This is a genomic window from Pseudomonas sp. B28(2017) (genome assembly GCF_002113025.1).
Classification (GTDB): domain Bacteria; phylum Pseudomonadota; class Gammaproteobacteria; order Pseudomonadales; family Pseudomonadaceae; genus Aquipseudomonas.
In genome coordinates, this window is sequence record NZ_NEJH01000002.1 from 89589 (window position 1) to 112245 (window position 22657).

The following is a 22657-nucleotide window of genomic DNA, read 5'->3' on the forward strand; positions in this document are numbered from 1 at the left end:
ATATCTCGGAGATTGATGGATGTCCGCCTACCCGAGTATCGATACCGAAGTGTTGCGCACCTTCGTCGCCATCGCCGACCAGGGCGGCTTTACCCGCGCCGGCGAAATGGTCAACCGCACCCAGTCAGCCGTCAGCATGCAGATGAAACGACTGGAAGAAGATGTGCTTCAGCGCCAGTTGTTCCAGCGCGACGGACGGCAGGTGCGACTGACGGCCGAAGGCCAGGTGTTGTTGGGTTATGCACGGCGGATCCTCAAACTGCACAGTGAGGTCTTCAATACCCTGCGTGAGCCCGACATGATCGGCACAGTGCGCATCGGTACGCCGGACGATTATGTGATGCGATTCCTCCCGGGGATTCTGCGCCGATTTGCCCAGTCCTACCCGCTGATTCAGATAGAAGTGCACTGCGAATCATCGAAACAGCTGTTGATGCGACAAGATCTGGACCTATCCATCGTGACCCGCGAACCCGGTAGCGAAATCGGCCAGTTGTTGCGCAAGGAACGTTTTGTCTGGGCCGAGGCGCAATGCTACAGCGCTCACGAGCAGACCCCGCTGCCGCTGGCGATGTTCAACAGTGATTGCTTCTGCCGCCTGTGGGCCTGCAATGCCCTGGATGCCCGGGGGCGCGATTACCGGGTGGCGTACAACAGCGACAGCCTGTCGGCGATCATGGCGGTGGTCAGCGCCGGCCTGGCAGTCACCGCGCAGCTTGAAAGCCTGATCACCGCAGACATGCGCATCCTCGGTGAAGCCGAAGATCTGCCGCTGCTGCCCGAGGCCAGCATCATGCTCGTGCGCAACCTGCATACCCCGTCACCGATCACCGAATGCCTGGCCGAACACATCATCGAAGGCTTCAAACTTTGAAGGCGAGGGTCACCGCACACGCCACCAGATAGCCGCAGAACAGCCCGCGCAGCAGCCGCTCCGGTATGGCATGGGCAATCTTCACACCCCAACTGATGCTGAGCAGCCCGCCAATCGCCAAGGGCACGCCGATCCACCAGTCCACCTGATGGTGCACGGCATACGTCACCAACGTCACGCCGGTGCTCGGCAACGCCAGGGCCAGGGACAACCCTTGCGCCACCACCTGGCTGGTCCCGAACACGCTGGTCAGCACTGGCGTTGCCACCACAGCTCCGCCTACGCCAAACACGCCGCCCATGGTGCCGGACGCTGCACCGAGTACACCCAGCCATGGCCACGCATGATTCATCTGCGAAGCCGCCGGGGCACTAGCGGAGAACATTCGTGCCAGGTTAAGGGCCGACAGCGCGATGAGGAACCCGACAAACCCTGAACGCATGGTTGACGCATCAATGCCCACGGCCCACATCGAACCGAGCCAGGCAAAGCTCAAGCCCATCGTTGCCAGCGGCAGCGCATGACGCAGCTCAATCCGGTTGCGCTGCTGATAACGCCACAGCGCCAGCATCACGTTCGGCACCACCATCACCAGTGCTGTGCCTTGGGCTATCTGCTGATCGAGCCCGAACAGTACGCCCAGCAACGGAATGGCAATCAGGCCGCCGCCGATTCCAAACAAACCGCCAAGCGTGCCCAAGGCGGCGCCGAAGACCAGATACATCAAAAACTCAATCACGGCCGATTTCTCCTCACGTCACCCTATCGATCCTACGCAGTTGCTTCTGGCGCGGAAACGCACAACGGCGCAAAATGGCTGTGCCAAATCCGCACAAGCGCAAACCTGCCATGAACCCCAATCAACTGACCGACCAACTGGCCTTGTTCCTTGATGTGCTGGAAACCGGCAGCTTTTCCGCCGCCTCGCGCCGTCATCCGATGACCCCTTCGGCCGTGGCACGGCGGATCGACAGCCTGGAAAACGCGGTTGGCAGTCAGCTGTTCATCCGCAGCACTCATGCGGTTCGTGCCACCCCGGCAGGATTGGCCTTTGCCGAACGAGCACGGCGGATCGTCGCCGAGTTGCGCCTGGCCCGGGCCGAAGCGGTTTCCTTGAGCAGCGCGCCGGAAGGTCTGATCCGTATCGATGCGCCAGCAGCCTTCGGGCGCCGGCACCTGGCACCGGTAATTGCCGATTTCCTCATGCTCTATCCGGGACTTGATGTGCAACTGCACCTGATCGACAGTTTCGTCGACATGCAAGGCCAGAACCTTGGCAAGGTCGATCTGGTGTTGCGCGCCGGACAATTGGCCGACACCCGGCTGGTGGCCACACCACTGGCGAGCATGGTGCGTATCGCTTGCGCCAGCCCTGATTATTTACGGCGTCGTGGCGTGCCGACCGATCCGTCACAGCTGATCGAACACGACGGACTCGACTGGGATGGCCTGGCCCCGCTTTTCGCCTGGCGTTTCGAGCGGGACGGGCAAATGCAGTTACACCGGCCGGCGCGGGTGCGCATGAGCGCCAACAATGCCGAGGCGCTGGTATGTGGCGCACTGGCCGGACTGGGTATCGCGCACCTGCCAACCTGGCTCGCCAGCGAGTACCTGTTGCGCGGTGAATTGCTGCCGCTGTTCTGCGATAGCGGTCTGCCGAAACCGGAAAGCGCCGGCATCTATGCCTTGCGCCTGGAACAACAACCCAACTCCCGCAGTCGTTTGTTGCTGGAGTACCTGAAAACCCGCTTCAGCCCGGTTCCGCCTTGGGATCTGGAGCTGCAAACCCATTTGCAACGGCACTGATCAGAATTATCTGGCGCATTAAAGATTCGCCCGCTAGATTCTTAAGATCACAGATCAAGGCTTCGACATGACCACCGAGCGTAACACCCCGGATAACTGCGACAACCTGCTGCTGGACAATCAGGCCTGCTTCGCACTGCATTCCACTTCGCTGATGATGACCAAGGTCTACAAACCCTTGCTGCAAGCGCTGGGCCTGACCTACCCGCAATACCTGGCGATGATGGTGTTGTGGGAACGGGACGGTTTGACCGTAGGCGAAATCAGCACGCGGTTGCTGACCGACCCTGGCTCGTTGACACCGCTGCTCAAGCGCCTGGAAGCGGAAGGCCTGCTCAGCCGAACCCGCAGCCGTGAAGACGAGCGCGTGGTGATCGTCGAGCTCACCGAACAGGGCCGGGCGTTGCGCGACAAGGCCCGCGATATTCCCCAGTGCATCCTCGGCGCCAGCGGGATGACACTGGAGCGCCTGCAAAACCTGCAAGCGGAACTGCAAGCGCTGCGCAGTCACCTTCAAGACAGCCTGTAATTTCAAGCCCCCTCTGTGGGAGCGAGCCTGCTCCGGGCGGCGTTCCGACGATTGCAATGTCACATTCAACATTGATGTTGGCTGACACACCGTAATCGCGAGCTGGCTCGCTCCCACAGTAGCTCCGCGACCTACCAGAAAATCGGATTCGCCACCTCCTCCTGAAAAAAATCCAGGCTGAAAAATCCCCCGCTGATAGCTCTAGCTCAACGCTTCCAACCAAAACTGTCTCGCAGCCCTTTGGATTTTTGCAAAATTTATCTTGTGCGCTAAATATTTGCGCGATACATTTACTTCGCACTTACTTAGCGCGCAAACATTTTGCGTAAACACACAAACTCCGAACGAGGTTTTCACCATGCAAACTCTCTACACCGCAATCGCAACTTCCACCGGTGGCCGTGACGGTCGTGCGGTTTCCAGCGACAACATCCTCGACGTCAAGCTCGCCACGCCCAAAGAACTCGGCGGTGCTGGCGGCGCAGCCACCAACCCGGAGCAACTGTTCGCCGCCGGCTATTCCGCCTGCTTTATCGGCGCCTTGAAATTCGTGGCCAGCCAGACCAAGCGCAGCATCCCGAACGACGCTTCGATCACCGCCCACGTCGGCATCGGCCAGATCCCTGGCGGATTCGGTCTGGACATCGATCTGCACATCAGCCTGCCGGGTCTGGAACAAGCCGATGCACAAGCACTGGTCGACGCGGCCCACCAGGTCTGCCCGTACTCCAACGCCACCCGCGGCAACGTCGATGTGCGCCTGCACGTGACCGTCTAACCGCCCACTACTCAGGCCCGAACAGGAAACGAACATGAACACTTTCAGCAAAGTCGTGACCGGTACCCTTCTCGCCCTGTCGATCAACGGCGCATTCGCAGGTGATGGTGTTGAACACAACACCCAGGCGTTCCTGGATGTGCTGAATGCCGGCACCGGCAAACCGCTTGAACAGCTCAGCCCGAAAGATGCCCGCGCCGTGCTGGTGGGCGCGCAGGCCGGGGTGAAGCTGACCCTGCCAAAGGCCGATGTCACCCAGAAGACCATTCAAGTGGGCGGCCAACCGCTAAGCCTGACCATCGTCCGGCCGGCCGGGGTCAAGGGTGAGCTGCCCGTGTTCATGTTCTTCCATGGCGGCGGCTGGGTACTGGGAGACTTCCCGACTCACGAGCGGCTGGTACGTGACCTGGTGACGGGTTCGGGAGCGGCAGCCGTATTCGTGAACTACACACCATCGCCGGAAGCGCATTACCCGGTGGCGATCAACCAGGCTTACGCCGCGACCCAATGGGTGGCCGAGCACGGTAAAGAGATCAACGTCGATGGCAAGCGCCTGGCGGTGGCCGGCAACAGTGTCGGCGGCAACATGGCGGCCGTGGTTGCGCTGATGGCCAAGGACAAGGGCACACCGGCGATCAGGTTCCAGGTGCTGTTGTGGCCGGTGACTGATGCCAGCTTCGAAACCGCGTCCTACAACCAGTTTGCCGAAGGGCACTTCCTCACCAAAAATGCGATGAAATGGTTCTGGGACAACTACACCACCGACGCCAATCAGCGCAACGAGATCTACGCCTCCCCCCTGCGCGCGACCACCGCCCAGTTGAAAGGATTGCCTCCAGCGCTGGTGCAGACCGCCGGTGCCGACGTTTTGCGCGACGAAGGCGAAGCCTACGCCCGCAAACTGGACGAGGCCGGTGTGCCGGTCACTGCTGTTCGCTACAACGGCATGATCCACGACTACGGTTTGCTCAACGTGGTGAGCCAGGTGCCAGCGGTGCGTTCAGCAATGCTGCAGGCGTCTGAAGAGCTGAAACAACACCTGAAATAACACTGCCCCCCTGTAGGAGCGAGCATGCTCGCTCCTACAGGGGGAACCTTCAGGCACAAAAAAGCCCGACTCAATGGTCGGGCTTTTTCATTCCTGAAGCTGTGCTTATTTGGCACGGCCTTTGTAGGAACCGCCTTCGCGGGTATCAATCTCGATCATATCGTCGATATTGATGAAGTCAGCAACCGACAGCTCGGTACCGTTCTTCAGTTTGGCAGGCTTCATCACCTTGCCAGAAGTGTCGCCGCGAGCGGAACCTTCGGTGTAGGCAACCTGACGCACGATGGTGGTCGGCAGTTCTACGGAAACCAGACGGCCTTCGAAGAACACGGCTTCGCAAACGTCGGTCATGCCTTCTTCAACGAACGGCAGAACGGCTTCGATGTCTTCGGCGTTCAGCTCGTACATGGTGTAGTCGGTGGTGTCCATGAACGTGTAGGAGTCACCGCTGATGAAGGACAGGGTCGCTTCCTTGCGGTCGAGGATCACGTCGTCCAGCTTGTCGTCCGCACCGTATACGGTTTCGGTCTTGTAGCCGGTCAGCAGGTTTTTCAGCTTGGTCTTCATGATCGCGCTGTTACGACCGGACTTGGTGAATTCAGCTTTCTGAACCAGCCAAGGATCGTTGTCGATACGGATCACGGTACCGGGTTTGAGTTCTTTACCAGTTTTCATTGCGAATATCCGAATTTGGATGGGATTTACAAAAATCTAGGCCGCGTATCATATCCAATTTCCATAAAACTGTACCAGCGCCGTGGCAAGATCGGCCTGCAAGGCTTGTTCCAGACACCACGCCTCGGCGTGTTTTTCCAGCTCTGGCCAGTGTTTACGGGTGAATTGCCAGTGGTCGGCCATTTTCTCACCGACGTTCCACGCCCGCCAGAGACCGCTGATCGCCTCCCGCGCCGGGTCCGAAAGCCCCTTTATATAGAGTTCGAGGAAGGCGTCGAGTTTGTCCAGATGGATATCTTCTTCCTGCCGGTAAATGTGCCACAAAAATGGCCGGCCGGCCCATTGAGCGCGTACAAAGGAGTCTTCGCCGCGCACGGCATTGAAATCGCAGCACCACAGCAACTCGTCGTATTGGTCCTGGCGGACGAATGGCAGCACTTGCACGGTCAAGGCTTCACGCACATGCACGGCTCCGGCCGCCAGCCCCTCCACACCGAGCCAGCGTTCGACGTCACCGAGAATCCGCCCTTCCGGCACCAGCAGATGAGTGGACGTCGAATCGCCTGCCATCGCATCGAGCCAACTGGCCAGCCCGGTGTTTTCATAGGCAAACAATGAGATCAAGTTTGCATCGGGTGCACGATCAACTCCCAAACCTTGCAGGAATACTTTTTGAGCCTGTGGGTCTTGCTGAAATTGCCGACGACGCTCAAGCAGCCCGCTCTCCCGTATCAGCCCGCCTGTGCCCCTCTGGAACCCCGGAAAGAAAAAGAACTTCTGTACACTTTTGTACTTGACCGAGGGCAGACCGTGACAGCCGATCACCCAGTCTTCGGCACTCAGGTAGTCGAGGTTCATCCACAGTGGTGTCTTTTCCCTTTCGGCCATGGCGTCCATATAGGCGCTCGGCAACTGGCAGGCAAATGCGGCAATCACCACATCGGCGGCTTCCGTCGGCTGCCACTCGGCTGGCCATTGCCGCACTTCGACGCCTTGCTGCCACTGCTGCGCGGCGTGGGTGTCGATTTCCGGGCAAAGGCGCTCGAATGCTCGCAGATCATCGACCCATAGACGTACCGCCAGCCCATGTTCGGCCACCAGTTGCCGGGCCAGTCGCCAGGTCACGCCGATGTCGCCGAAGTTATCGACCACAGTGCAAAAAATATCCCAGCGGGTTTTCAATTCAGGCATTCCAGGCTCCCGTTGGCAAAGGCGCCGATTGTCCGCATAAATTACCCCGTGCAGAAGAGCCGACGGCGATTATTCTTCATGCGACAATCACCGCTCGCCAGTGACCTTTCGCCAGGAGGCAACCATGCCCCACCGCCCCACCCCGCGCCGATTCTTCCCATTTCGCCTGAGCGCCCTGCAGTTGACCGGCAGCATCGCCCTCGGCATGTGGCTGGGATTCATTGCCATTATGCTGACCTGCTGGCTCGCTTCGCGCCTGCTTTTCAGCGAACAACTGGCACCTGTAGCGGCGGCTGTGGAGCAACTGGCCAAACCACCGGTGGTGGTTCAACCGATACCGGACATCCCGCCCCAGAGCCCGCTGTTCGAGCAATACGAAGAAAACCTGCGCAAGAACGAGCAGCAGCAACGGCTCGATCAGGCCCGTAGCAGCAGTCGCAATCTGTCCAACCCAAGCTGTCAGTTCTGGCTGCAACAGGACCGAACTGCACCCAGTGAAAAAAGCCGCGCCAACGTCCTGCAATTCTGCGATTGATCATGAATAAACACAGCGTCCACCAACTGATTCTCGACAGGCTGCGCATCGATCTCGACATCGCCGAACGGGCCGCGCAAACCGCTTACGAAACGGCGACCCATGAAGAAAACATCGCCGAGAACAAGTACGACACCCTGGGACTGGAGGCTTCGTATCTCGCGGCAGGACAAGCCAGAAGGGTCGAGGAGATTCGCCAGTCACTGACCCTCTGCCAGAACCTGGCCCTGCGCCCGTATGACGATCAGCGGGGCATCGAAGTGGGGGCGCTGCTCGGGCTCGAGGACGAAAAGGGCCGCGAACAATGGCTGTTTCTCGCCCCCGATGCGGCCGGGCTGAAGGTCGATCTGGTGGGGCAACTGATAACCGTCATCACCCCGCGCTCACCGCTGGGCAAAAGCCTGCTGGGCAAGTTCGCGGGCGATGAGGTGGAGATCATGGTGGCGGGTGCTCGGCAACAGTTCGCTGTCACCGAGGTGGTTTAGGACACTCTGTCAGTGAACGGGCAGTTCGACGCCGTCGAACAGCTCTTCCAGTTCCTGCTTGTTGTGGCATTGAATGGCCTTGGCCATGACTTCGCGGGTAAGGTGCGGCGCGAACTTCTCGATGAAGTCGCACATGAAACCACGCAGGAAGGTGCCGCGACGGAAGCCGATCTTGGTGATGCTGGACTCGAACAACTCACTGGCATCGAGCACGACCAGGTCGCTGTCGAGTTTGGGGTCGACGGCCATTTTCGCCACGATGCCCACGCCCAGCCCCAGGCGAACATAGGTCTTGATCACGTCGGCGTCGGCGGCGGTGAACACGACTTTCGGCGTCAGGCCACGATGGCTGAACGCTTCGTCGAGTTTCGAACGGCCGGTAAAACCGAACACGTAGGTCACAATCGGGTATTCGGCCAGCGCTTCGAGGGTCAGCTTCGACAATTTGGTCAACGGATGACCCTGAGGCACAACCACACAACGGTTCCAGCGATAGCAGGGCATCATGACCAGATCACCGAACAGTTCGAGCGCCTCGGTGGCGATGGCGAAATCCACGGTGCCATCAGCAGCCATTTCGGCGATTTGCATCGGCGATCCCTGATGCATGTGCAGGGCAACGTCCGGGTATTGCTTGATGAAGTTGCTGATCACCGGCGGCAACGCATAACGCGCCTGGGTGTGGGTGGTGGCAATCGACAGGGTGCCTTTTTTCTCGTTGGAGAATTCCTGGGCGATCTGCTTGATGCTTTCAACCTTGCGCAGAATCTCGCCGGCAGTGGTGATGATGCGCTCACCGGCCGGGGTGACCCGGGTCAGGTGCTTGCCGCTGCGGGCAAAAACCTCGACGCCCAGTTCGTCTTCCAGCAGACGGATCTGTTTGCTGATGCCCGGTTGAGAGGTGTAAAGGCTTTGGGCTGTAGCGGAAACGTTGAGGTCGTGGTGCGCCACTTCCCAGATGTAGCGCAATTGTTGAAGCTTCATATGAATCCCTCAAAGCAGGTAGACGCCACGGGCATCAGCGACGATATATAACTATATTAATGGCATGAAGAATAAATCTAGAACTTTTTTATCGGATTGCCACTATTCGTGTTCTAGAGATCCCCTTGGCGACGACGTTGCACCAGCGGCACCAGATAGACCGGCACCTTGGACAGTTGCAACACACGGGCGGCGGTTCGGCCCAAAGGCGTTTCCGCACCGGCACCGTGGCTGTGACTTCCTACGATCAACAAATCCACGGAGAGTTTCTGCGCCTGGTCCAGAATCACCTGCGATGGGTCGCCCTGCAGCACCCGTACGGCCTGAATCCGCTCCAGGTCGTGCTCCCCTTCATCCCCCAGTTCCTCACGAAAACTGTCGAGCACCCGCTGTTCGATACTGGCAATCACCGTATTCAGGCCCTGGCTGTGAAACTCATTCAGCGCCTGCTCATCGAGATAACTTTGCAGCACCGATTCGGCAAACAACCCCATGGGTTCAACCGCATGCACGACATACAAATTGGCATTGAAGGTCCGGGCCAGCTCCAGGGCATGCTGCATCACCACGGGCGCGTACAGGCCAAGGTCTGTGGCATACAGCATCGAACGAATCATATGACCTCCTCAACTGCCAACATGGCGGAGATTTGATTCAGCTTAGCAGTGCCTTGGCGACTGCGACGTCCGGCGCAACGCATTGAATGGCGGGCTTAAACCTTTTGCTCGTTGCTTATGCCATGGGGCACATGACCGGTGGCGACGACTTCACGGGCCAATTCACAGTGGCCGGCCTGATCGTCGAAAAACACGTCGGCCGCAAAGGCTTCGAGAAAGGCTGACTTGGTCAGGCCGCCAAGGAACAGCGACTCATCGAGCCGGATGTTCCATTCGCGCAACGTGCGAATGACCCGCTCATGGGCCGGCGCCGATCGCGCCGTGACCAACGCGGTACGGATCGGACAGGCGTCCTCCGGGAACTCACGCTGCAGCAGATTGAGGGCCGCGAGAAAACCCTTGAACGGCCCACCGCGCAACGGCTCGCGGGCGGCCTCACGCTCGCTGGCCTGAAACGCTTCCAGACCACCGGCCTGATAAATGCGCTCCGACTCATCGGAAAACAGCACCGCGTCTCCGTCGAAGGCAATGCGTAACTCGTCGCTGGCCGCACGGCTGGCACCACCCGACAGAATGGTCGCTGCCGCGAAACCGGCGTCCAGTGCATTGCGTACGTCTTCGGCGTGGGTCGAGAGAAACAGGTCGCAACCAAAGGCCTTGAGGTAGGGATACGGACTGCGCCCGCCGACAAATGCCGCACGGGAAATCGCCAGTCCGTAGTGGTCAATCGAGTTGAACACCCGCAGCCCGGTGTCGGCGCTGTTGCGCGACACCAGAATCACCTCGACCCGGGCGCGACCGAGGCTGTTGTTGAGGTTCAGGAGCTTCTGCACCAATGGAAAGGCATCGCCGGGCTGGAGGATCTCGTCTTCGTGTTCGATCTGATACTGCCGGTAGGCTTCGACGCCGCTCGACAGATAAACCTTGTGGCTTTCGCTCAGGTCGAACAGCGCCCGCGAAGAAATCGCCAGCACCAGCTTGTCGTCAATTGTCTTCGGCATGCCCTTCCCCCTCAGGTCGGTCGACTCAGGTGTTGCGTCGATCAATGAAACTCAAGCTGCGATACAAGGCCTCGATGCGCGGCATTTCAAACCCCGCTGCCTTGGCTGCCGCCAGTGGCCGGGCGTAGATTGCGGCCAGCTCCAGCGGCCGCTTGTGCAGGAAATCGTGGTACATGCTCGGCCAGTAGTCGGGCATTTTTTCGGTCACCATGAACAAATGCTCGGCATACCCCGCCGGTACATCGTGCCCGCACGCGACTGCGCCTTGCACCACTTCAGCCATCAGCGCCTTGATCAGTTCGCGACTGTCGGCATCCGCCATCAACGGTGTGGTGCTCGCTCCAAGCAAAACCGATAGCCCGTTGTAAGGGATATTCCAGACCAGTTTTTGCCAACGCGCCTGATGCAGATTCGCCATGGCCTGGGAATCGAGGCCGGCACTGCGGAACAGACCGACGCCCTCCTCGACAATGGCGCTGCGTGTCAGCCCATCGGCGGGACCGCTGTGATAACCGACATGCACCGCGCCCAGCGCCTGATGAGTGATGACGCCCGGCGCCTCGCGATGGACGCAGATGTAGCAGAGCCCGCCGAGCACATGCAGCGAATCGGGAAGCAACTCGCGCAGGCTGTCCTCAACGTCCAGGCCGTTTTGCAACAGCAGTACCTTGGCGTTCGGTGCCGCCGCCTGCAGGATGGCGGGTGCCAGGCCTGCATTGCTGGTGGTTTTCGCACCCACCAGCAGCCAGTCGCAGGGCGGCATGTCTTCAGCATTCGAATAGGCCTGCACCGGGTTCAACGTCAGTGCGCCGTGGGGTGCGCTATCGACCCGCAACCCATGCTCGGCCACCGCAGAGAATTCGCTGCGCAGCAGAAAATGCACATCAAAACCGGCACGCGCCAGCATCACCCCGTAGAAACCGCCGATTGCACCGGTCCCAATAATGCCGATCGTCGGCCTGGCAATTGTCCCCATCATGGCAACTCCTCTGCTGTTCGACTCAGCGCCTGGCGCACCGCTCGATTGAGCTCGGTGTCGGTCAGACGCGATTTCAGTGCTCCGAAGAATTCGCCGTCGCGCACAATAAACAGCGCCGGCAAGTGAAAGACCTGATAACGCTCGACCACCCCGCCGTTATTGCCGGCATCGATCCAGCACAGTCGATCGACCGCCAGATCGAGTGCCGGCAATTGCTCGCGGGCAAAACGGCAACTGGCGCAGCCGACACTGGTGAAAATAACCAGCGAAACACCGCTCATCGCCAGCAGCCGTTGGTCGGCGTCAAAATCGGTCAGTTCCAATTCGACCACTATACTGGGGGAAACAATGTCAGATGGCCGACACATGGAGTCTGTGTTCATGGGACGTTTTATTCCTCACCCTGACGATGTGCCCGTCGAATTAACGTTGCTGAAACCTGAGTGTATTTCGCGACGACAGCTGCACACTATCAGTCTCGGGGGCATGGCTTGCAATTATCACCGCGCGTGGCGCTACGGCACGGCACTGGAAGTACGCATGCCGACCGTGAACCCGGACATGCGCTACCTGGGCTATGTCGCCTGGTGCCTGCGACGCAAACGCGGTTATCTGGTGGGCATCGCCTTCGTTGACGAACAAACGCTGTTCAGCGCCCGAATGGGCGAACAGGTGTGCCAGATCGAGCGCTACTGCCGCCTGCATGACGCCCACGACGACTTGCAGGATATCCAGGCCCTGGCTCTGGAGTGGGTTCAGGAGCATGCCGACGAGTTCTCTCACGAATCGGTGCGCAAGGCTTTTGCCGAGCCTGTGCCGGATTAGGGGCATTGCCGAAGTGTTTGCCGGTCACTTTGGGGAAACTGAGCGAGAATGGCCCCTAAACCGGTGTCTGCCCATTGTCGAGCCACGGTGTAACGCGCTAAGGTTCGGCTCCCCGACGCGCTTAATTTGCTGTGCTCCGCCGCGCGGGTTCGCTGGCGGCCGGCACCCGTGACCTGACGAGTAAACGATGGCTGATTTACCGATCAACGACCTAAACGTCGCCTCCAACGAGACACTGATCACTCCTGATCAGCTCAAGCGCGATATTCCCCTGAGCGACGCCGCACTGCGCACCGTCACCAAGGGCCGCGAAGTCATTCGCAACATTCTGGATGGTACCGACCACCGCCTGTTCGTCGTCATCGGGCCTTGCTCGATCCACGACATCAAGGCCGCCCACGAATATGCCGACCGACTGAAGGTTCTCGCTGCCGAAGTGTCCGATACCCTGTATCTGGTCATGCGCGTGTATTTCGAGAAGCCACGTACCACCGTCGGCTGGAAAGGCTTGATCAACGACCCGTACCTGGATGACTCGTTCAAGATCCAGGACGGCTTGCACATTGGTCGCCAGTTGCTGCTGGACCTGGCTGAGAAAGGCCTGCCAACCGCCACCGAAGCCCTCGACCCGATCTCCCCGCAATACTTGCAGGACCTGATCAGCTGGTCGGCCATCGGCGCGCGCACCACCGAATCCCAGACTCACCGTGAAATGGCGTCCGGCCTGTCCTCGGCCGTCGGCTTCAAGAACGGTACCGATGGCGGCCTGACCGTGGCGATCAACGCCTTGCAGTCGGTTTCCAGCCCGCACCGTTTCCTGGGCATCAACCAGGAAGGCGGTGTGTCGATCGTGACCACCAAGGGCAACGCCTACGGTCACGTGGTGCTGCGCGGCGGCAACGGCAAGCCGAACTACGATTCGGTCAGCGTTGCGCTCTGCGAGCAGGCGCTGAACAAGGCGAAGATCAAACCGAACATCATGGTCGATTGCAGCCACGCCAACTCCAACAAGGATCCGGCCCTGCAACCGCTGGTGATGGAAAACGTCGCCAACCAGATCCTCGAAGGCAACAAGTCGATCATCGGCCTGATGGTTGAAAGCCACCTGAACTGGGGCGCCCAGGCGATCCCCAAAGACCTCGCCGACCTGCAATACGGCGTGTCGATCACCGACGCCTGCATCGACTGGACCGCGACCGAAAACACCTTGCGCAGCATGCATGCCAAGCTCAAGGACGTGCTCCCCAAACGCGATCGCAGCTGATCGACTGATTGGCTGCACAAAAAGCGCAGACAAAAAAACGCCGGGCAGAACCCGGCGTTTTTTCATGCATTCGTTTTATTGAAGGTCACTGGCTCAGCTTGGCCGCATGCCGCTGGTGACGCTCCATGTAGCGCTCGACATAGGAGCACGATGGAATGACGGTGTAGCCCATTTCGTCAGCGTACTCCAGCGCCTTCTCGGTCAAGGCTGCTGCAATACCGCGACCACGCAATGCGTTGGGTACGAAGGTACGATAGATATCCAGGGTCTGCTTCCCCAGATCCATATAGGTCAGATAGGCACGATGACCGTCCACAATGGTCTCGAACTGATGACCAGCCTGGTCATGGTGGATGGACAACGCCTCGCTCATCACTACTCCTCGCGGGTCTGGATTTCCGACCCCTACCTTACCGATGTTTTTCCGGCGAAGGAACATCTACGCCACCCCGTGCCTGAATGGACACCGAGAAGAGCTGCACCGATCTCGCGCTACCGAGCACGTACAAATAGTAGGCACCATCGACAGAAATGCTCAAGGTGCGCTCGTCATCATGCAGGTTGGCGGGTGCTGCTCCGGATCACGCAGGAATGGCTCGACCGAAGGTCACTACGGGTCGATAGCCTGAACATTGCCGGATGTTGAGACTTAAGACGAGCGCCCGCTGTTAAAGTCACCTGAACATCGAGAAAGATATTGGGAGGCGCTACGCAGAAGCCGAACAAAAGTGTAGACGAATCCATGTAGGCGGACTTTAGCCAGACGGGGAAAAGAGTGGTGTACCGAAGGAACTTTTTCTCGCCGGTTCGCTCAGCCACGGGCCTTGCAGCTGGATATTTTTTAAACAATTCAGTTAAAAGTTGCTCGAAAAAGAATCAACGCCTACAATTTTTTTTGCTTCTTGCGTCACGTCAGTTTTACTTACTACAAGTAATGGGTAGTATGTACGCCGGCTATTTCCTCAATCGGAGGAGATAGCTACTTAATAGAAAGTCCTTGAAGGGGAACACGATGAACAACGTTCTGAAATTCTCTGCTCTGGCTCTGGCCGCAGTTCTGGCTACCGGTTGCAGCAGCGCATCGAAAGAAACCGAAGCACGTCTGACCGCTACTGAAGACGCAGCTGCTCGCTCCCAGGCTCGTGCAGACGAAGCTTACCGTAAAGCTGATGAAGCTCTGGCTGCTGCTCAAAAAGCACAACAGACTGCTGACGAAGCTAACGAGCGTGCTCTGCGCATGCTGGACAAAGCTAGCCGCAAGTAATAATCCTTCGGGATTGTTATCAAGCCGATCCATTTTTTGGGTCGGCTTTTTTATTGCCCGGGGTTTCTCCAGGCAACAAAAAACCCGTCGACGCGATCCGCGTCGACGGGTTCTTTGCAAGCGTTACTGCATCGGGTCGATCGGAGTGCTCGACACCATCGGTGCGGCGCCGTTGCCCGGCACAGCGATCTCCACCGGCAGGCCGTCTTCAGCGGCAACCACATCACGCACCACATCCCAGTTCATGCGCAGGTTGTTGGTGATGTCTTCACGCTTGAGCATCGCATTGATGACCGCAGTGTGCTTGTCGACCACCGACGGGTTGCCCTTGTCGTCCAGCGGCGTATGCGCCTCCAGATAGACCTTGCCGCCACTCATGCCAAACTTGTACGGGTCGTTGATGATCCGTACCGACGTACCGACCGGCACCATGCCCGCCATTTCCAGCACGTTGTTGTTGAACATGCGGAAGCAGCCGTGGCTGGTGCGCATGCCGATACCGAACTTCTTGTTCGAGCCGTGGATCAGGTAGCCCGGTGTGCCCAGGGTGAACTTGAACGGCCCCAGCGGGTTGTCAGGGCCGGCCGGCACGACGTTGGGCAGCGGATCACCGTCTGCTGCGTGCTCGGCCTTGATCGAAGCCGGAGGCGTCCAGGTCGGATTAGGTGTCTTGGCGGTGATGCTGGTGTGGGCAATTGGCGAGCCCCAGCCTTCACGACCGATACCCAGCGGGAACGTGTACACCACGTTCTTGCCCTTCGGGTAGTAGTAGAGGCGGTACTCGGCCAGATTGATCACGATGCCTTCACGCGGGCCTGGTGGCAGGATGAAGCGGGTCGGCAGAATGATTTCCGTGCCGGCGCCAGGCAACCATGCATCGACACCGGGGTTGGCCGCAACCATTTCCGTGTAGCCCAGATCGTAGGCAGTACCAAGGTCGGCGAAGGTATCTTCGTACTTGGCCTTGATCACCTGCACCTGGCCAATGATGTCCTCACCGGGCGGTGGCAGGGGAAACTCCAATGCTGCAACGGGGCCGGCCACAAAAAGGGCGGCGAGAGTCAGGCAGCGGGTGACGGCAGGAAAGCGCGACAACATCCGGAAAATCCTTCGCATGATCAACTGAGATATAAGAAAGCGATTGTACACCGCTGTCTGTTATTTCGGGGAGATCACCCGATTGCAGGCAATGCGAGGCGCATATTGAGATTATCCCCGATCCTGTGTGGGAGCGAGCCTGCTCTCGATGGCTATGTGTTGGGCGACGTGTCTTTTGCCGGTGTGCATATCCGTTGCTGCGGTAACGGCTGCTTATGGTTCCGCCCTGACGGCGGGTTACTTGGAAGAGCCCCAAGTAACCAAGGGCTCTTGCCCCTGACGTTCGGTGCCTCGCCAAGGCTCGGCATTCCCTCGCTCCGGTCCTGCTCCGTGGGCCCGCCGCGATCGGCCATCCATGGCCGTACGCGGCTAACCCGGCATCCATGCCGGGTTGCCCACTGCGCAGAACCGGAACGAAGCCTCTCGACGGGGCAAGAAGATCAAAAGCCAAAGCAAAAGCAAAAGCCAAAGTGAGGCGGCCTGCCGGCCTGATCTAACATGCCCCCTGTAGGAGCGAGAAGAGCAGAGCAAAGCGGCGGCGTACACCCACGCTCTTCACCACTCAACAGGCCGAGCGTTAGCTCGCCTGCCGCTCTTGATCTTGATCCACCCGCCCCCTCGGCAGGCTGAGCGGAGGTGTTCATCCGGGGACTGGCGCGCAGCGCCGTTCGACGCAGTCGAACCCATTGCATGTAGGTCGCGCGCAGCCGACCGGAGGGCAAGGCCCCCGGATGAATACCGGAGCGAAGGAACCCCGAGCCCTGGCGAGGGGCCGGACGTTCGGGGCGAGCGCTTTTTTTGCTTACTTTTTTTGAGGCGTTTGTCAAAAAAAGTGAGTCGCCGTAAGGGCGAAACCGCCAGCCGCCGTTACCGCAGCAACGGATATGTACACCAGATAACAGGGCCAACCCACAACGACAGATCAAAGCTCGAAACGCAATTCCGGCCAGATCGGCGAAGTACCGCGTTTCTGCGATTCAAGGATGGCCCTGCACAGCGAACACAGCCGCTGGTCCTGGAACACCCGACGATCAACACTCGACCAGCGAGGTTGTGCCGGCAACAGGCTGCCGCACAGGGTCCGGTCCGCCGAGCCACCCAACTCCAGTTGACGGGTCACCAGATGTACCCGCACTTCCTGGCAGGCGAACAGATCCAGCTGTTCGTCAGGCTCGATCAGTTGGTAGGCAAATAGTGACCAGGCGGGACGCGGCATCGGGGGCTCCAAATCGGGGGCGCCACCTTAGCCGAAAGCCTGCGTCTAGAAAAGTGTCATAACAGCGGTTTTAGAGTAGGCCAGACATTTTCCAGTAACTTCTCCTGAGCCCCGGCTGCCGGGTGTATGCCATCAGCCTGCATCAAGTCCGGGTGACCGCCCACGCCATCGAGGAAAAACGGCACCAGCGGGATCTTTTTCTCATCGGCCAGGTTGCTGTAGACCTCGGCAAACGCCTTTGTGTAACGCGCACCGTAATTGGGTGGCAATTGCATGCCGAGCAGCAACACCTTGGCACCGCTGGCCCGGGAGCTGTCGATCATTGACGCAAGATTTTGTTGCAATTGCGTTGGCAGCAATCCGCGCAGGCCGTCGTTGCCGCCCAATTCGAGGATCACCAGTTCCGGTTTGTACTCTACAAGCAGCGCAGGCAGGCGCGCCCGGCCTCCGGCGCTGGTGTCGCCACTGATGGAGGCATTGATCACTTTGTCGTCGAAACCTTCGCGCCTGAGCCGTTGCTCAAGCAGCGACACCCACCCCTGCCGGGTATCCAGCCCGAAACCGGCGCTGATACTATCGCCAACGATCAGGACTGTACCCGCCGCTGCGTTTTGGGCCATGCATAACAAGGCCAGGCCAGCACTCAAAAACCAGACACGCATCGGACTCTCCATGGGCGCAAGCATTCTCATCGCGAAGGACCTTAGCAAAGTGGTTCCCAGCGCGGAAGGTGAACTGACCATCCTGCACGAACTCAGTCTGGAACTGAACAAGGGCGATAGCCTGGCCATCGTCGGCGCTTCGGGCTCCGGCAAATCCACCCTGCTGGGCCTGCTCGCCGGCCTCGACCTGCCGAGCAGCGGCGAAGTCACTCTCGCCGGGCAAGGCCTGAGCAACCTCGATGAAGACCAGCGTGCGCGCATCCGCGCCGAGCACGTGGGTTTTGTGTTCCAGTCATTCCAGTTGCTCGACAGCCTCAATGCCCTGGAAAACGTCATGCTGCCGCTGGAACTCGATGGCCGCAAAGACGCCCGCGAACGCGCCACCCAATTACTGCAACGCGTGGGGCTGGGCCAGCGCCTGACTCACTCGCCGCGCCAGCTCTCGGGAGGCGAGCAACAACGCGTGGCGATTGCCCGCGCATTTGCCGCCGAGCCCGATGTGCTGTTCGCCGACGAACCGACCGGCAACCTCGACAGCCACACCGGCGAGCGCATCAGCGACTTGCTGTTCGAGCTCAACAAGGAACGCGGCACGACCCTGGTGCTGGTGACTCACGATGAACGCCTGGCCCATCGCTGCCGGCGCCTGATCCGTCTTGAAGCCGGCCTGCTGGTCGCCCCTCTGGAGCCTTGATGGCACGTCTGCCGCTGTTGCGCCTGTTCAGTCTCGCCATCCGCCAATTGCTGCGCGACGCCCGCGCTGGTGAATTGCGCGTTTTGTTTTTCGCGTTGCTGGTGGCCGTGGCCGCCAGCACCGCCATCGGTTACTTTGGCGCGCGCCTGAATGGCGCCATGATGTTGCGGGCCACCGAATTCCTCGGTGCCGACCTGCTGCTCGAAGGCAGTTCGCCGGCGCGTCCCGAGCAAATGAAAAGCGGCACCGAACTGGGTCTGGAACACGCTCAAGTAGTGGAGTTCTCCAGCGTTATCGCCACCGACCACGGCATCCAGCTGTCCAGCATCAAGGCAGCCGATAGCACCTACCCGCTACGCGGTGAACTGAAAAGCGCACCCGCGCCCTTTGCCGTGGAGGAGCCCGGTGGAGGACCGAAATCAGGGGAAGCCTGGGTCGAGGCACGCCTGCTGACCGCTCTGGACCTGAGGATCGGCGACAGCATCGATGTCGGCATGAAAACCCTGAAACTGACGCGGGTGCTGACGTACGAACCCGACCGCGCCGGCAATTTCTACAGCCTGACGCCGCGAGTGCTGATCAATCTCGGCGACCTTGCGGCCACCGGTGTAGTGCAGCCCGGCAGCCGGGTCAGCTATCGGGAGTTGTGGCGCGGCGATACCAAGGCGCTGGAAACCTATCGGCAACTCATAAAGCCGGGCCTCGCCGCCAATCAGCGCCTGCAAGACGCCCGTGACGGCAACCGGCAGATCGGCGGCGCCCTGGGCAAAGCCGAACGCTACCTGAACATGGCCAGCCTGGTGGCGGTGTTGCTGTCCGGCGTAGCGGTGGCGCTGTCGGCCACCCGTTTTGCCAGCCGTCGATTCGATGCCAGTGCGTTGCTGCGCTGCCTCGGGCTGTCACGCCAGGAAACCCTGATGTTGTTCAGCCTGCAACTGACTGTCCTCGGACTGCTGGCCAGCATCAGCGGCGCCCTCTTCGGCTGGCTCGCACAACTGGGGTTGTTTGCCCTGCTGCATGATTTGCTGCCGACCGACGTGCCTGCGGGCGGGCTGTTTCCGGCTGTTGCCGGGATCGGCACCGGACTGGTGGCGTTGGCCGGTTTCGCCTTGCCGCCGCTGGCGGCTCTGGGCCGGGTTCCGCCATTGCGCGTATTGCGTCGGGACATGCTGCCCATCCCTTCCAGCACCTGGATGGTCTACGGAGCAGCACTGGGCGCCCTCGGCCTGATCATGTGGCGCCTGAGCCTGGACCTGCTGCTGACCTTTGCCCTGCTCGGCGGCGGCGTGATTGCAGCGCTGGTGTTGGGTGGATTGTTGCTGCTGCTGTTGAAGAGCCTGCGGCGCATGCTCGCTCGTGCGCCCCTGCCCTGGCGCCTGGGACTCGGGCAACTGCTGCGTCATCCGCTCGCTGCCGCGGGCCAGTCCCTGGCGTTCGGCCTGATTCTGCTGTCGATGGCGCTGATTGCGCTGCTGCGCGGCGAGTTGCTGGATACCTGGCAAAACCAGTTGCCAAAAAACGCGCCCAATTACTTCGCCCTGAACATCCTGCCCGCGGACAAACAGGCCTTCATCGATCACCTGATCGCCGTGTCGGCGCAATCGGCACCGTTGTACCCGGTGGTGCCGGGGCGCCTGATCAGCATCAACGGCGAAGCGGTGCAGCAGATCGTCACCAAAGAATCGGCAGGTGATCGGGCAATCCAGCGCGACCTGAGCCTGACCTGGGCCGCGAACCTGCCGTCGGGCAACAAACTCACGACCGGCAATTGGTGGAACGAACAGACGCCGGACGATGTTCCCGGCGTGTCGGTGGAAGGCAAGGTCGCTGAAAGCCTGAAAATCAAGCTTGGCGACCATCTGGTTTTCAGCGTTGGCGGAGTCAATCGCGAGGCGAAAGTCACCAGCCTGCGGGAGATCAACTGGGACAACTTCCAGCCGAACTTCTTCATGATCTTCCAGCCCGGCACCCTGAAGGATCTGCCGGCGACTTACCTGACCAGTTTCTATCTTGCGCCGGGTCATGACCAACAGATCGTCGACCTGTCCCGAGCCTTCCCGGCAGTGACGATCCTTCAGGTCGAAGCCTTGCTGGAACAACTGCGCAGCATTCTCGCCCAGGTCACCCTGGCGGTGGAGTATGTGTTGCTGTTCGTATTGGCGGCGGGGATGGCGGTACTGTTTTCCGGCCTGCAGGCGACGCTGGACGAACGCATTCGCCAGGGCGCCCTGCTGCGAGCGCTGGGGGCCGAACGGCACTTGCTGGTCACGGCGCGGCGCATCGAGTTCGGCTTGCTTGGTGCAGTCAGCGGTTTGCTGGCGGCACTGGGATCGGAACTGGTGAGCCTGGTGCTCTACCGCTACGCCTTCGACCTGCCATGGCATCCACATCCATGGCTGTTGCTGCTGCCACTGGTGGGCGCCTTGCTGATCGGTGGTGCCGGGGTGTTCGGCACCCGTCGGGCATTGAACACCAGCCCGCTGACAGTCCTGCGCGAGGGTTGATAGACTCCAGCCATCCTCACCACAAGAAGCTGTCATGAGCCGTTACCGCCCTCCCCGCACCGCCGGCACCGCGCTGATCACCCCCGAGGGCGAGGCCCGGATGCGTGCCGAGTTCCATGAACTGTGGCATGTACGTCGACCCCAGGTTACCCAGGCTGTCAGCGAAGCCGCAGCCCAGGGTGATCGTTCGGAGAACGCCGAATACACCTATGGCAAAAAGATGCTGCGAGAGATCGACAGCCGCGTGCGTTTTCTCACCAAGCGCCTGGAGGTGCTCAAGGTCGTCAGCGAAAGACCCAGCGATCCGAACAAGGTCTATTTCGGCGCCTGGGTCACGATCGAGGACGAGGACGGCAAAGAGTCGCGCTACCGCATTGTCGGGCCGGATGAACTGGACCTCAAACAAGGCCTGATCAGCATTGATTCGCCGTTGGCCCGCGCCCTGATCGGCAAAGCACTGGACGCCGAAGTTCGAGTCCAGACACCGACCGGTGAGCAATGTGTTTATATCGTGGCGATCGACTACCTGTAGAACTCAACGGCGGGTGATCAGCCCTTGACGGGCGACGCGAGTCAGTTGCCTGATCACTTCTGGAGCGTCTTCGAGGCTGGGGGATTGAATCACTGCCAGATCGAAACTGTCGTCGGCGAAACGAGCGAGCGACTCACCGTCTTCGACAAACTGGATCAGGAAGGCAGCGGGACCGCCGGTACGACGTGGCCAGCCATCGAGATAACGCAAGAGCGTCGGCTGATGTTTACCGCCAAGCAGGATTTTTGGATTGCGCTGGGTGAGATGTGCCGTGATCGGCGCGGGACGTACAACGGGGTTTAGTGCATTCATTGTGTCGTGTCTCTGCCTCAAAAGTCTGCATGGCAGGTGAGAGGCAACACCGAACCAGCGCTTTAGCGGTATTTCGAGGCCTGTACCGGCCTCTATCGGCAACTGAATGAGTCACCTGGCGCCCCGCAAGTAGCTGTTTAAATCGGCGCATGAGCAACATCCTAGATAAGCTGACTGGACAGTGTCAAGAATGACGCCCAACAAAAAAAGCCCGCACAATGCGGGCCTTTTCGTTGAGCCAGAGCGGTCAACCGGCGATGGCACGGTCCGCCGAGAGTTTGCCCGCACCTTCGATCAATACCGCGATACTGCCACCGAGCAACGCCAGGGCGAATTCATAACCGTTGTTGGCCATGAACAGACCGTTACTGATGTGCACCGTGAAAATCGCGACCAGCGACAGTAATGCCAGGCCAAATGCGGCCGGGCGAGTCAGCAAGCCGATGATCAGGGCCAGGCCGGCGAAGAATTCGATGCCGCCCGCCATTGCCGCCATCAGGTAACCGGGTGTCAGCCCGACGCTTTCCATGTACTGCGCGGTTCCCGCCAGACCATAACCACCGAATGCCCCGAAGAGTTTCTGCGAACCGTGAGCGGCGAAGACAATACCGACAACGATGCGCAGAACCGTCAGGCCGTAGCCAGCGCGAGTGGACAGTACCTTGTTGATCAGAGTGCTCATTCTGTTTCATTCCTTGCTGATGTGTGTTGGTTGGCCGCTATATTAATCAATAAATCATATGTTAAAAGCGCAAAAAACCGGCAATAACAATCAGATTAGTTG

At 59.8% G+C, this 22657-nt stretch carries 27 protein-coding genes; 13 read left to right on the plus strand and 14 right to left on the minus strand.

The annotated features are described in order from the left end of the window. The first annotated feature begins 19 nt into the window (after nucleotides 1-19). Nucleotides 20-874: a LysR substrate-binding domain-containing protein gene (locus CAF65_RS04995; RefSeq protein WP_085715319.1), complete on the plus strand. Its 855-nt coding sequence runs from the start codon at nucleotides 20-22 to the stop codon at nucleotides 872-874. On the opposite strand, the gene CAF65_RS05000 is transcribed toward CAF65_RS04995, so the two are convergent. Then, nucleotides 864-1613: a sulfite exporter TauE/SafE family protein gene (locus tag CAF65_RS05000; protein ID WP_085715320.1), complete on the minus strand. Its 750-nt coding sequence runs from the start codon at nucleotides 1611-1613 to the stop codon at nucleotides 864-866. The genes CAF65_RS04995 and CAF65_RS05000 overlap by 11 nt on opposite strands. Nucleotides 1614-1723: 110 nt before the next feature. Between CAF65_RS05000 and CAF65_RS05005 the strand changes: the two genes are divergently transcribed. From CAF65_RS05005 to CAF65_RS05020, 4 genes are all read left to right on the plus strand, one after another. After that, complete coding sequence (locus tag CAF65_RS05005; protein ID WP_057397244.1) at nucleotides 1724-2680, plus strand: LysR family transcriptional regulator; 957 nt, start codon at nucleotides 1724-1726, stop codon at nucleotides 2678-2680. Between the two features lie 67 nt (nucleotides 2681-2747). Continuing rightward, nucleotides 2748-3209, plus strand: a complete 462-nt coding sequence (locus CAF65_RS05010; RefSeq protein ID WP_085715321.1) for a MarR family winged helix-turn-helix transcriptional regulator — start codon at nucleotides 2748-2750, stop codon at nucleotides 3207-3209. A 358-nt stretch (nucleotides 3210-3567) separates the two neighbouring features. After that, on the plus strand, nucleotides 3568-3987 hold the full coding sequence (locus CAF65_RS05015; RefSeq protein WP_046031808.1) for an organic hydroperoxide resistance protein: 420 nt from the start codon (nucleotides 3568-3570) through the stop codon (nucleotides 3985-3987). A gap of 34 nt (nucleotides 3988-4021) precedes the next feature. After that, a complete protein-coding gene (locus CAF65_RS05020; RefSeq protein ID WP_085715322.1) occupies nucleotides 4022-5035 on the plus strand; it encodes an alpha/beta hydrolase in 1014 nt (337 codons plus the stop codon). A gap of 105 nt (nucleotides 5036-5140) precedes the next feature. On the opposite strand, the gene CAF65_RS05025 is transcribed toward CAF65_RS05020, so the two are convergent. Together CAF65_RS05025 and earP are read right to left on the minus strand one after the other, a co-directional pair. After that, a complete protein-coding gene (locus CAF65_RS05025) occupies nucleotides 5141-5710 on the minus strand; it encodes an elongation factor P (RefSeq protein WP_007983530.1) in 570 nt (189 codons plus the stop codon). Nucleotides 5711-5758: 48 nt separating this feature from the next. After that, entirely contained in the window at nucleotides 5759-6901 is a 1143-nt protein-coding gene (earP, locus tag CAF65_RS05030; RefSeq protein ID WP_085715323.1) for an elongation factor P maturation arginine rhamnosyltransferase EarP, read from the minus strand. A gap of 124 nt (nucleotides 6902-7025) precedes the next feature. Between earP and CAF65_RS05035 the strand changes: the two genes are divergently transcribed. Further along, the gene (locus CAF65_RS05035; RefSeq protein WP_085715324.1) at nucleotides 7026-7436 is read left to right on the plus strand and encodes a hypothetical protein; all 411 of its coding nucleotides are present in this window, start codon (nucleotides 7026-7028) and stop codon (nucleotides 7434-7436) included. Nucleotides 7437-7438: 2 nt separating this feature from the next. Next, the gene (locus CAF65_RS05040; protein WP_085715325.1) at nucleotides 7439-7921 is read left to right on the plus strand and encodes a GreA/GreB family elongation factor; all 483 of its coding nucleotides are present in this window, start codon (nucleotides 7439-7441) and stop codon (nucleotides 7919-7921) included. A 9-nt stretch (nucleotides 7922-7930) separates the two neighbouring features. On the opposite strand, the gene cysB is transcribed toward CAF65_RS05040, so the two are convergent. From cysB to CAF65_RS05065, 5 genes are all read right to left on the minus strand, one after another. Continuing rightward, complete coding sequence (gene cysB / locus CAF65_RS05045; RefSeq protein ID WP_008023282.1) at nucleotides 7931-8905, minus strand: HTH-type transcriptional regulator CysB; 975 nt, start codon at nucleotides 8903-8905, stop codon at nucleotides 7931-7933. Between the two features lie 113 nt (nucleotides 8906-9018). Beyond that, on the minus strand, nucleotides 9019-9522 hold the full coding sequence (locus CAF65_RS05050; RefSeq protein WP_008023285.1) for a universal stress protein: 504 nt from the start codon (nucleotides 9520-9522) through the stop codon (nucleotides 9019-9021). A 95-nt stretch (nucleotides 9523-9617) separates the two neighbouring features. Then, entirely contained in the window at nucleotides 9618-10523 is a 906-nt protein-coding gene (locus tag CAF65_RS05055; protein WP_085715326.1) for a 5'-nucleotidase, read from the minus strand. A 25-nt stretch (nucleotides 10524-10548) separates the two neighbouring features. Beyond that, nucleotides 10549-11502, minus strand: a complete 954-nt coding sequence (locus CAF65_RS05060; RefSeq protein ID WP_085715327.1) for a putative 2-dehydropantoate 2-reductase — start codon at nucleotides 11500-11502, stop codon at nucleotides 10549-10551. Then, on the minus strand, nucleotides 11499-11885 hold the full coding sequence (locus CAF65_RS05065) for a co-chaperone YbbN (protein ID WP_085715328.1): 387 nt from the start codon (nucleotides 11883-11885) through the stop codon (nucleotides 11499-11501). Before CAF65_RS05065 ends, CAF65_RS05060 begins: the two co-directional genes overlap by 4 nt. On the opposite strand from CAF65_RS05065, the gene CAF65_RS05070 reads away from it, so the two are divergent. Together CAF65_RS05070 and CAF65_RS05075 are read left to right on the plus strand one after the other, a co-directional pair. After that, complete coding sequence (locus CAF65_RS05070) at nucleotides 11884-12327, plus strand: PilZ domain-containing protein (RefSeq protein WP_085715329.1); 444 nt, start codon at nucleotides 11884-11886, stop codon at nucleotides 12325-12327. The genes CAF65_RS05065 and CAF65_RS05070 overlap by 2 nt on opposite strands. A gap of 187 nt (nucleotides 12328-12514) precedes the next feature. Further along, nucleotides 12515-13591 carry a 3-deoxy-7-phosphoheptulonate synthase gene (locus tag CAF65_RS05075; protein ID WP_085715330.1) on the plus strand — a complete coding sequence of 359 codons (1077 nt, stop codon included), beginning with the start codon at nucleotides 12515-12517 and terminating at the stop codon, nucleotides 13589-13591. Nucleotides 13592-13676: 85 nt separating this feature from the next. Here the strand turns inward: CAF65_RS05075 and CAF65_RS05080 are convergent, their stop codons facing one another. Then, nucleotides 13677-13964, minus strand: coding sequence for a GNAT family N-acetyltransferase (locus CAF65_RS05080; RefSeq protein WP_008023295.1), 288 nt, complete (start codon nucleotides 13962-13964; stop codon nucleotides 13677-13679). 639 nt (nucleotides 13965-14603) lie between these two features. Here CAF65_RS05080 and oprI point away from each other — a divergent pair. Then, nucleotides 14604-14855: an outer membrane lipoprotei OprI gene (gene oprI / locus CAF65_RS05085; protein ID WP_003199355.1), complete on the plus strand. Its 252-nt coding sequence runs from the start codon at nucleotides 14604-14606 to the stop codon at nucleotides 14853-14855. Nucleotides 14856-14978: 123 nt separating this feature from the next. Here the strand turns inward: oprI and CAF65_RS05090 are convergent, their stop codons facing one another. The 3 genes from CAF65_RS05090 to CAF65_RS05105 all read right to left on the minus strand — a co-directional run bounded on the left by CAF65_RS05090 (nucleotide 14979) and on the right by CAF65_RS05105 (nucleotide 17831). Beyond that, the gene (locus CAF65_RS05090) at nucleotides 14979-15953 is read right to left on the minus strand and encodes a L,D-transpeptidase family protein (RefSeq protein ID WP_085715331.1); all 975 of its coding nucleotides are present in this window, start codon (nucleotides 15951-15953) and stop codon (nucleotides 14979-14981) included. A gap of 922 nt (nucleotides 15954-16875) precedes the next feature. Beyond that, nucleotides 16876-17169: a hypothetical protein gene (locus tag CAF65_RS05100; protein WP_003226812.1), complete on the minus strand. Its 294-nt coding sequence runs from the start codon at nucleotides 17167-17169 to the stop codon at nucleotides 16876-16878. Between the two features lie 56 nt (nucleotides 17170-17225). Then, a complete protein-coding gene (locus CAF65_RS05105) occupies nucleotides 17226-17831 on the minus strand; it encodes an arylesterase (protein ID WP_085715333.1) in 606 nt (201 codons plus the stop codon). Nucleotides 17832-17841: 10 nt separating this feature from the next. Between CAF65_RS05105 and CAF65_RS05110 the strand changes: the two genes are divergently transcribed. Genes CAF65_RS05110 through greB form a run of 3 tightly spaced genes read left to right on the plus strand, consistent with a single transcriptional unit; the run spans nucleotide 17842 to nucleotide 21561 of the window. Beyond that, nucleotides 17842-18525, plus strand: a complete 684-nt coding sequence (locus CAF65_RS05110; protein ID WP_007991765.1) for an ABC transporter ATP-binding protein — start codon at nucleotides 17842-17844, stop codon at nucleotides 18523-18525. Then, nucleotides 18525-21029 carry an ABC transporter permease gene (locus CAF65_RS05115; protein WP_085715334.1) on the plus strand — a complete coding sequence of 835 codons (2505 nt, stop codon included), beginning with the start codon at nucleotides 18525-18527 and terminating at the stop codon, nucleotides 21027-21029. Before CAF65_RS05110 ends, CAF65_RS05115 begins: the two co-directional genes overlap by 1 nt. 34 nt (nucleotides 21030-21063) lie before the next feature. After that, the gene (gene greB / locus CAF65_RS05120) at nucleotides 21064-21561 is read left to right on the plus strand and encodes a transcription elongation factor GreB (protein WP_085715335.1); all 498 of its coding nucleotides are present in this window, start codon (nucleotides 21064-21066) and stop codon (nucleotides 21559-21561) included. A gap of 3 nt (nucleotides 21562-21564) precedes the next feature. Here greB and CAF65_RS05125 read toward each other — a convergent pair whose 3' ends face one another. Both CAF65_RS05125 and CAF65_RS05130 read right to left on the minus strand, forming a co-directional pair. Next, entirely contained in the window at nucleotides 21565-21873 is a 309-nt protein-coding gene (locus CAF65_RS05125; RefSeq protein WP_008001428.1) for a hypothetical protein, read from the minus strand. A 247-nt stretch (nucleotides 21874-22120) separates the two neighbouring features. After that, the gene (locus tag CAF65_RS05130) at nucleotides 22121-22555 is read right to left on the minus strand and encodes a DoxX family protein (RefSeq protein ID WP_085715336.1); all 435 of its coding nucleotides are present in this window, start codon (nucleotides 22553-22555) and stop codon (nucleotides 22121-22123) included. Between the last annotated feature and the right edge of the window lie 102 nt (nucleotides 22556-22657).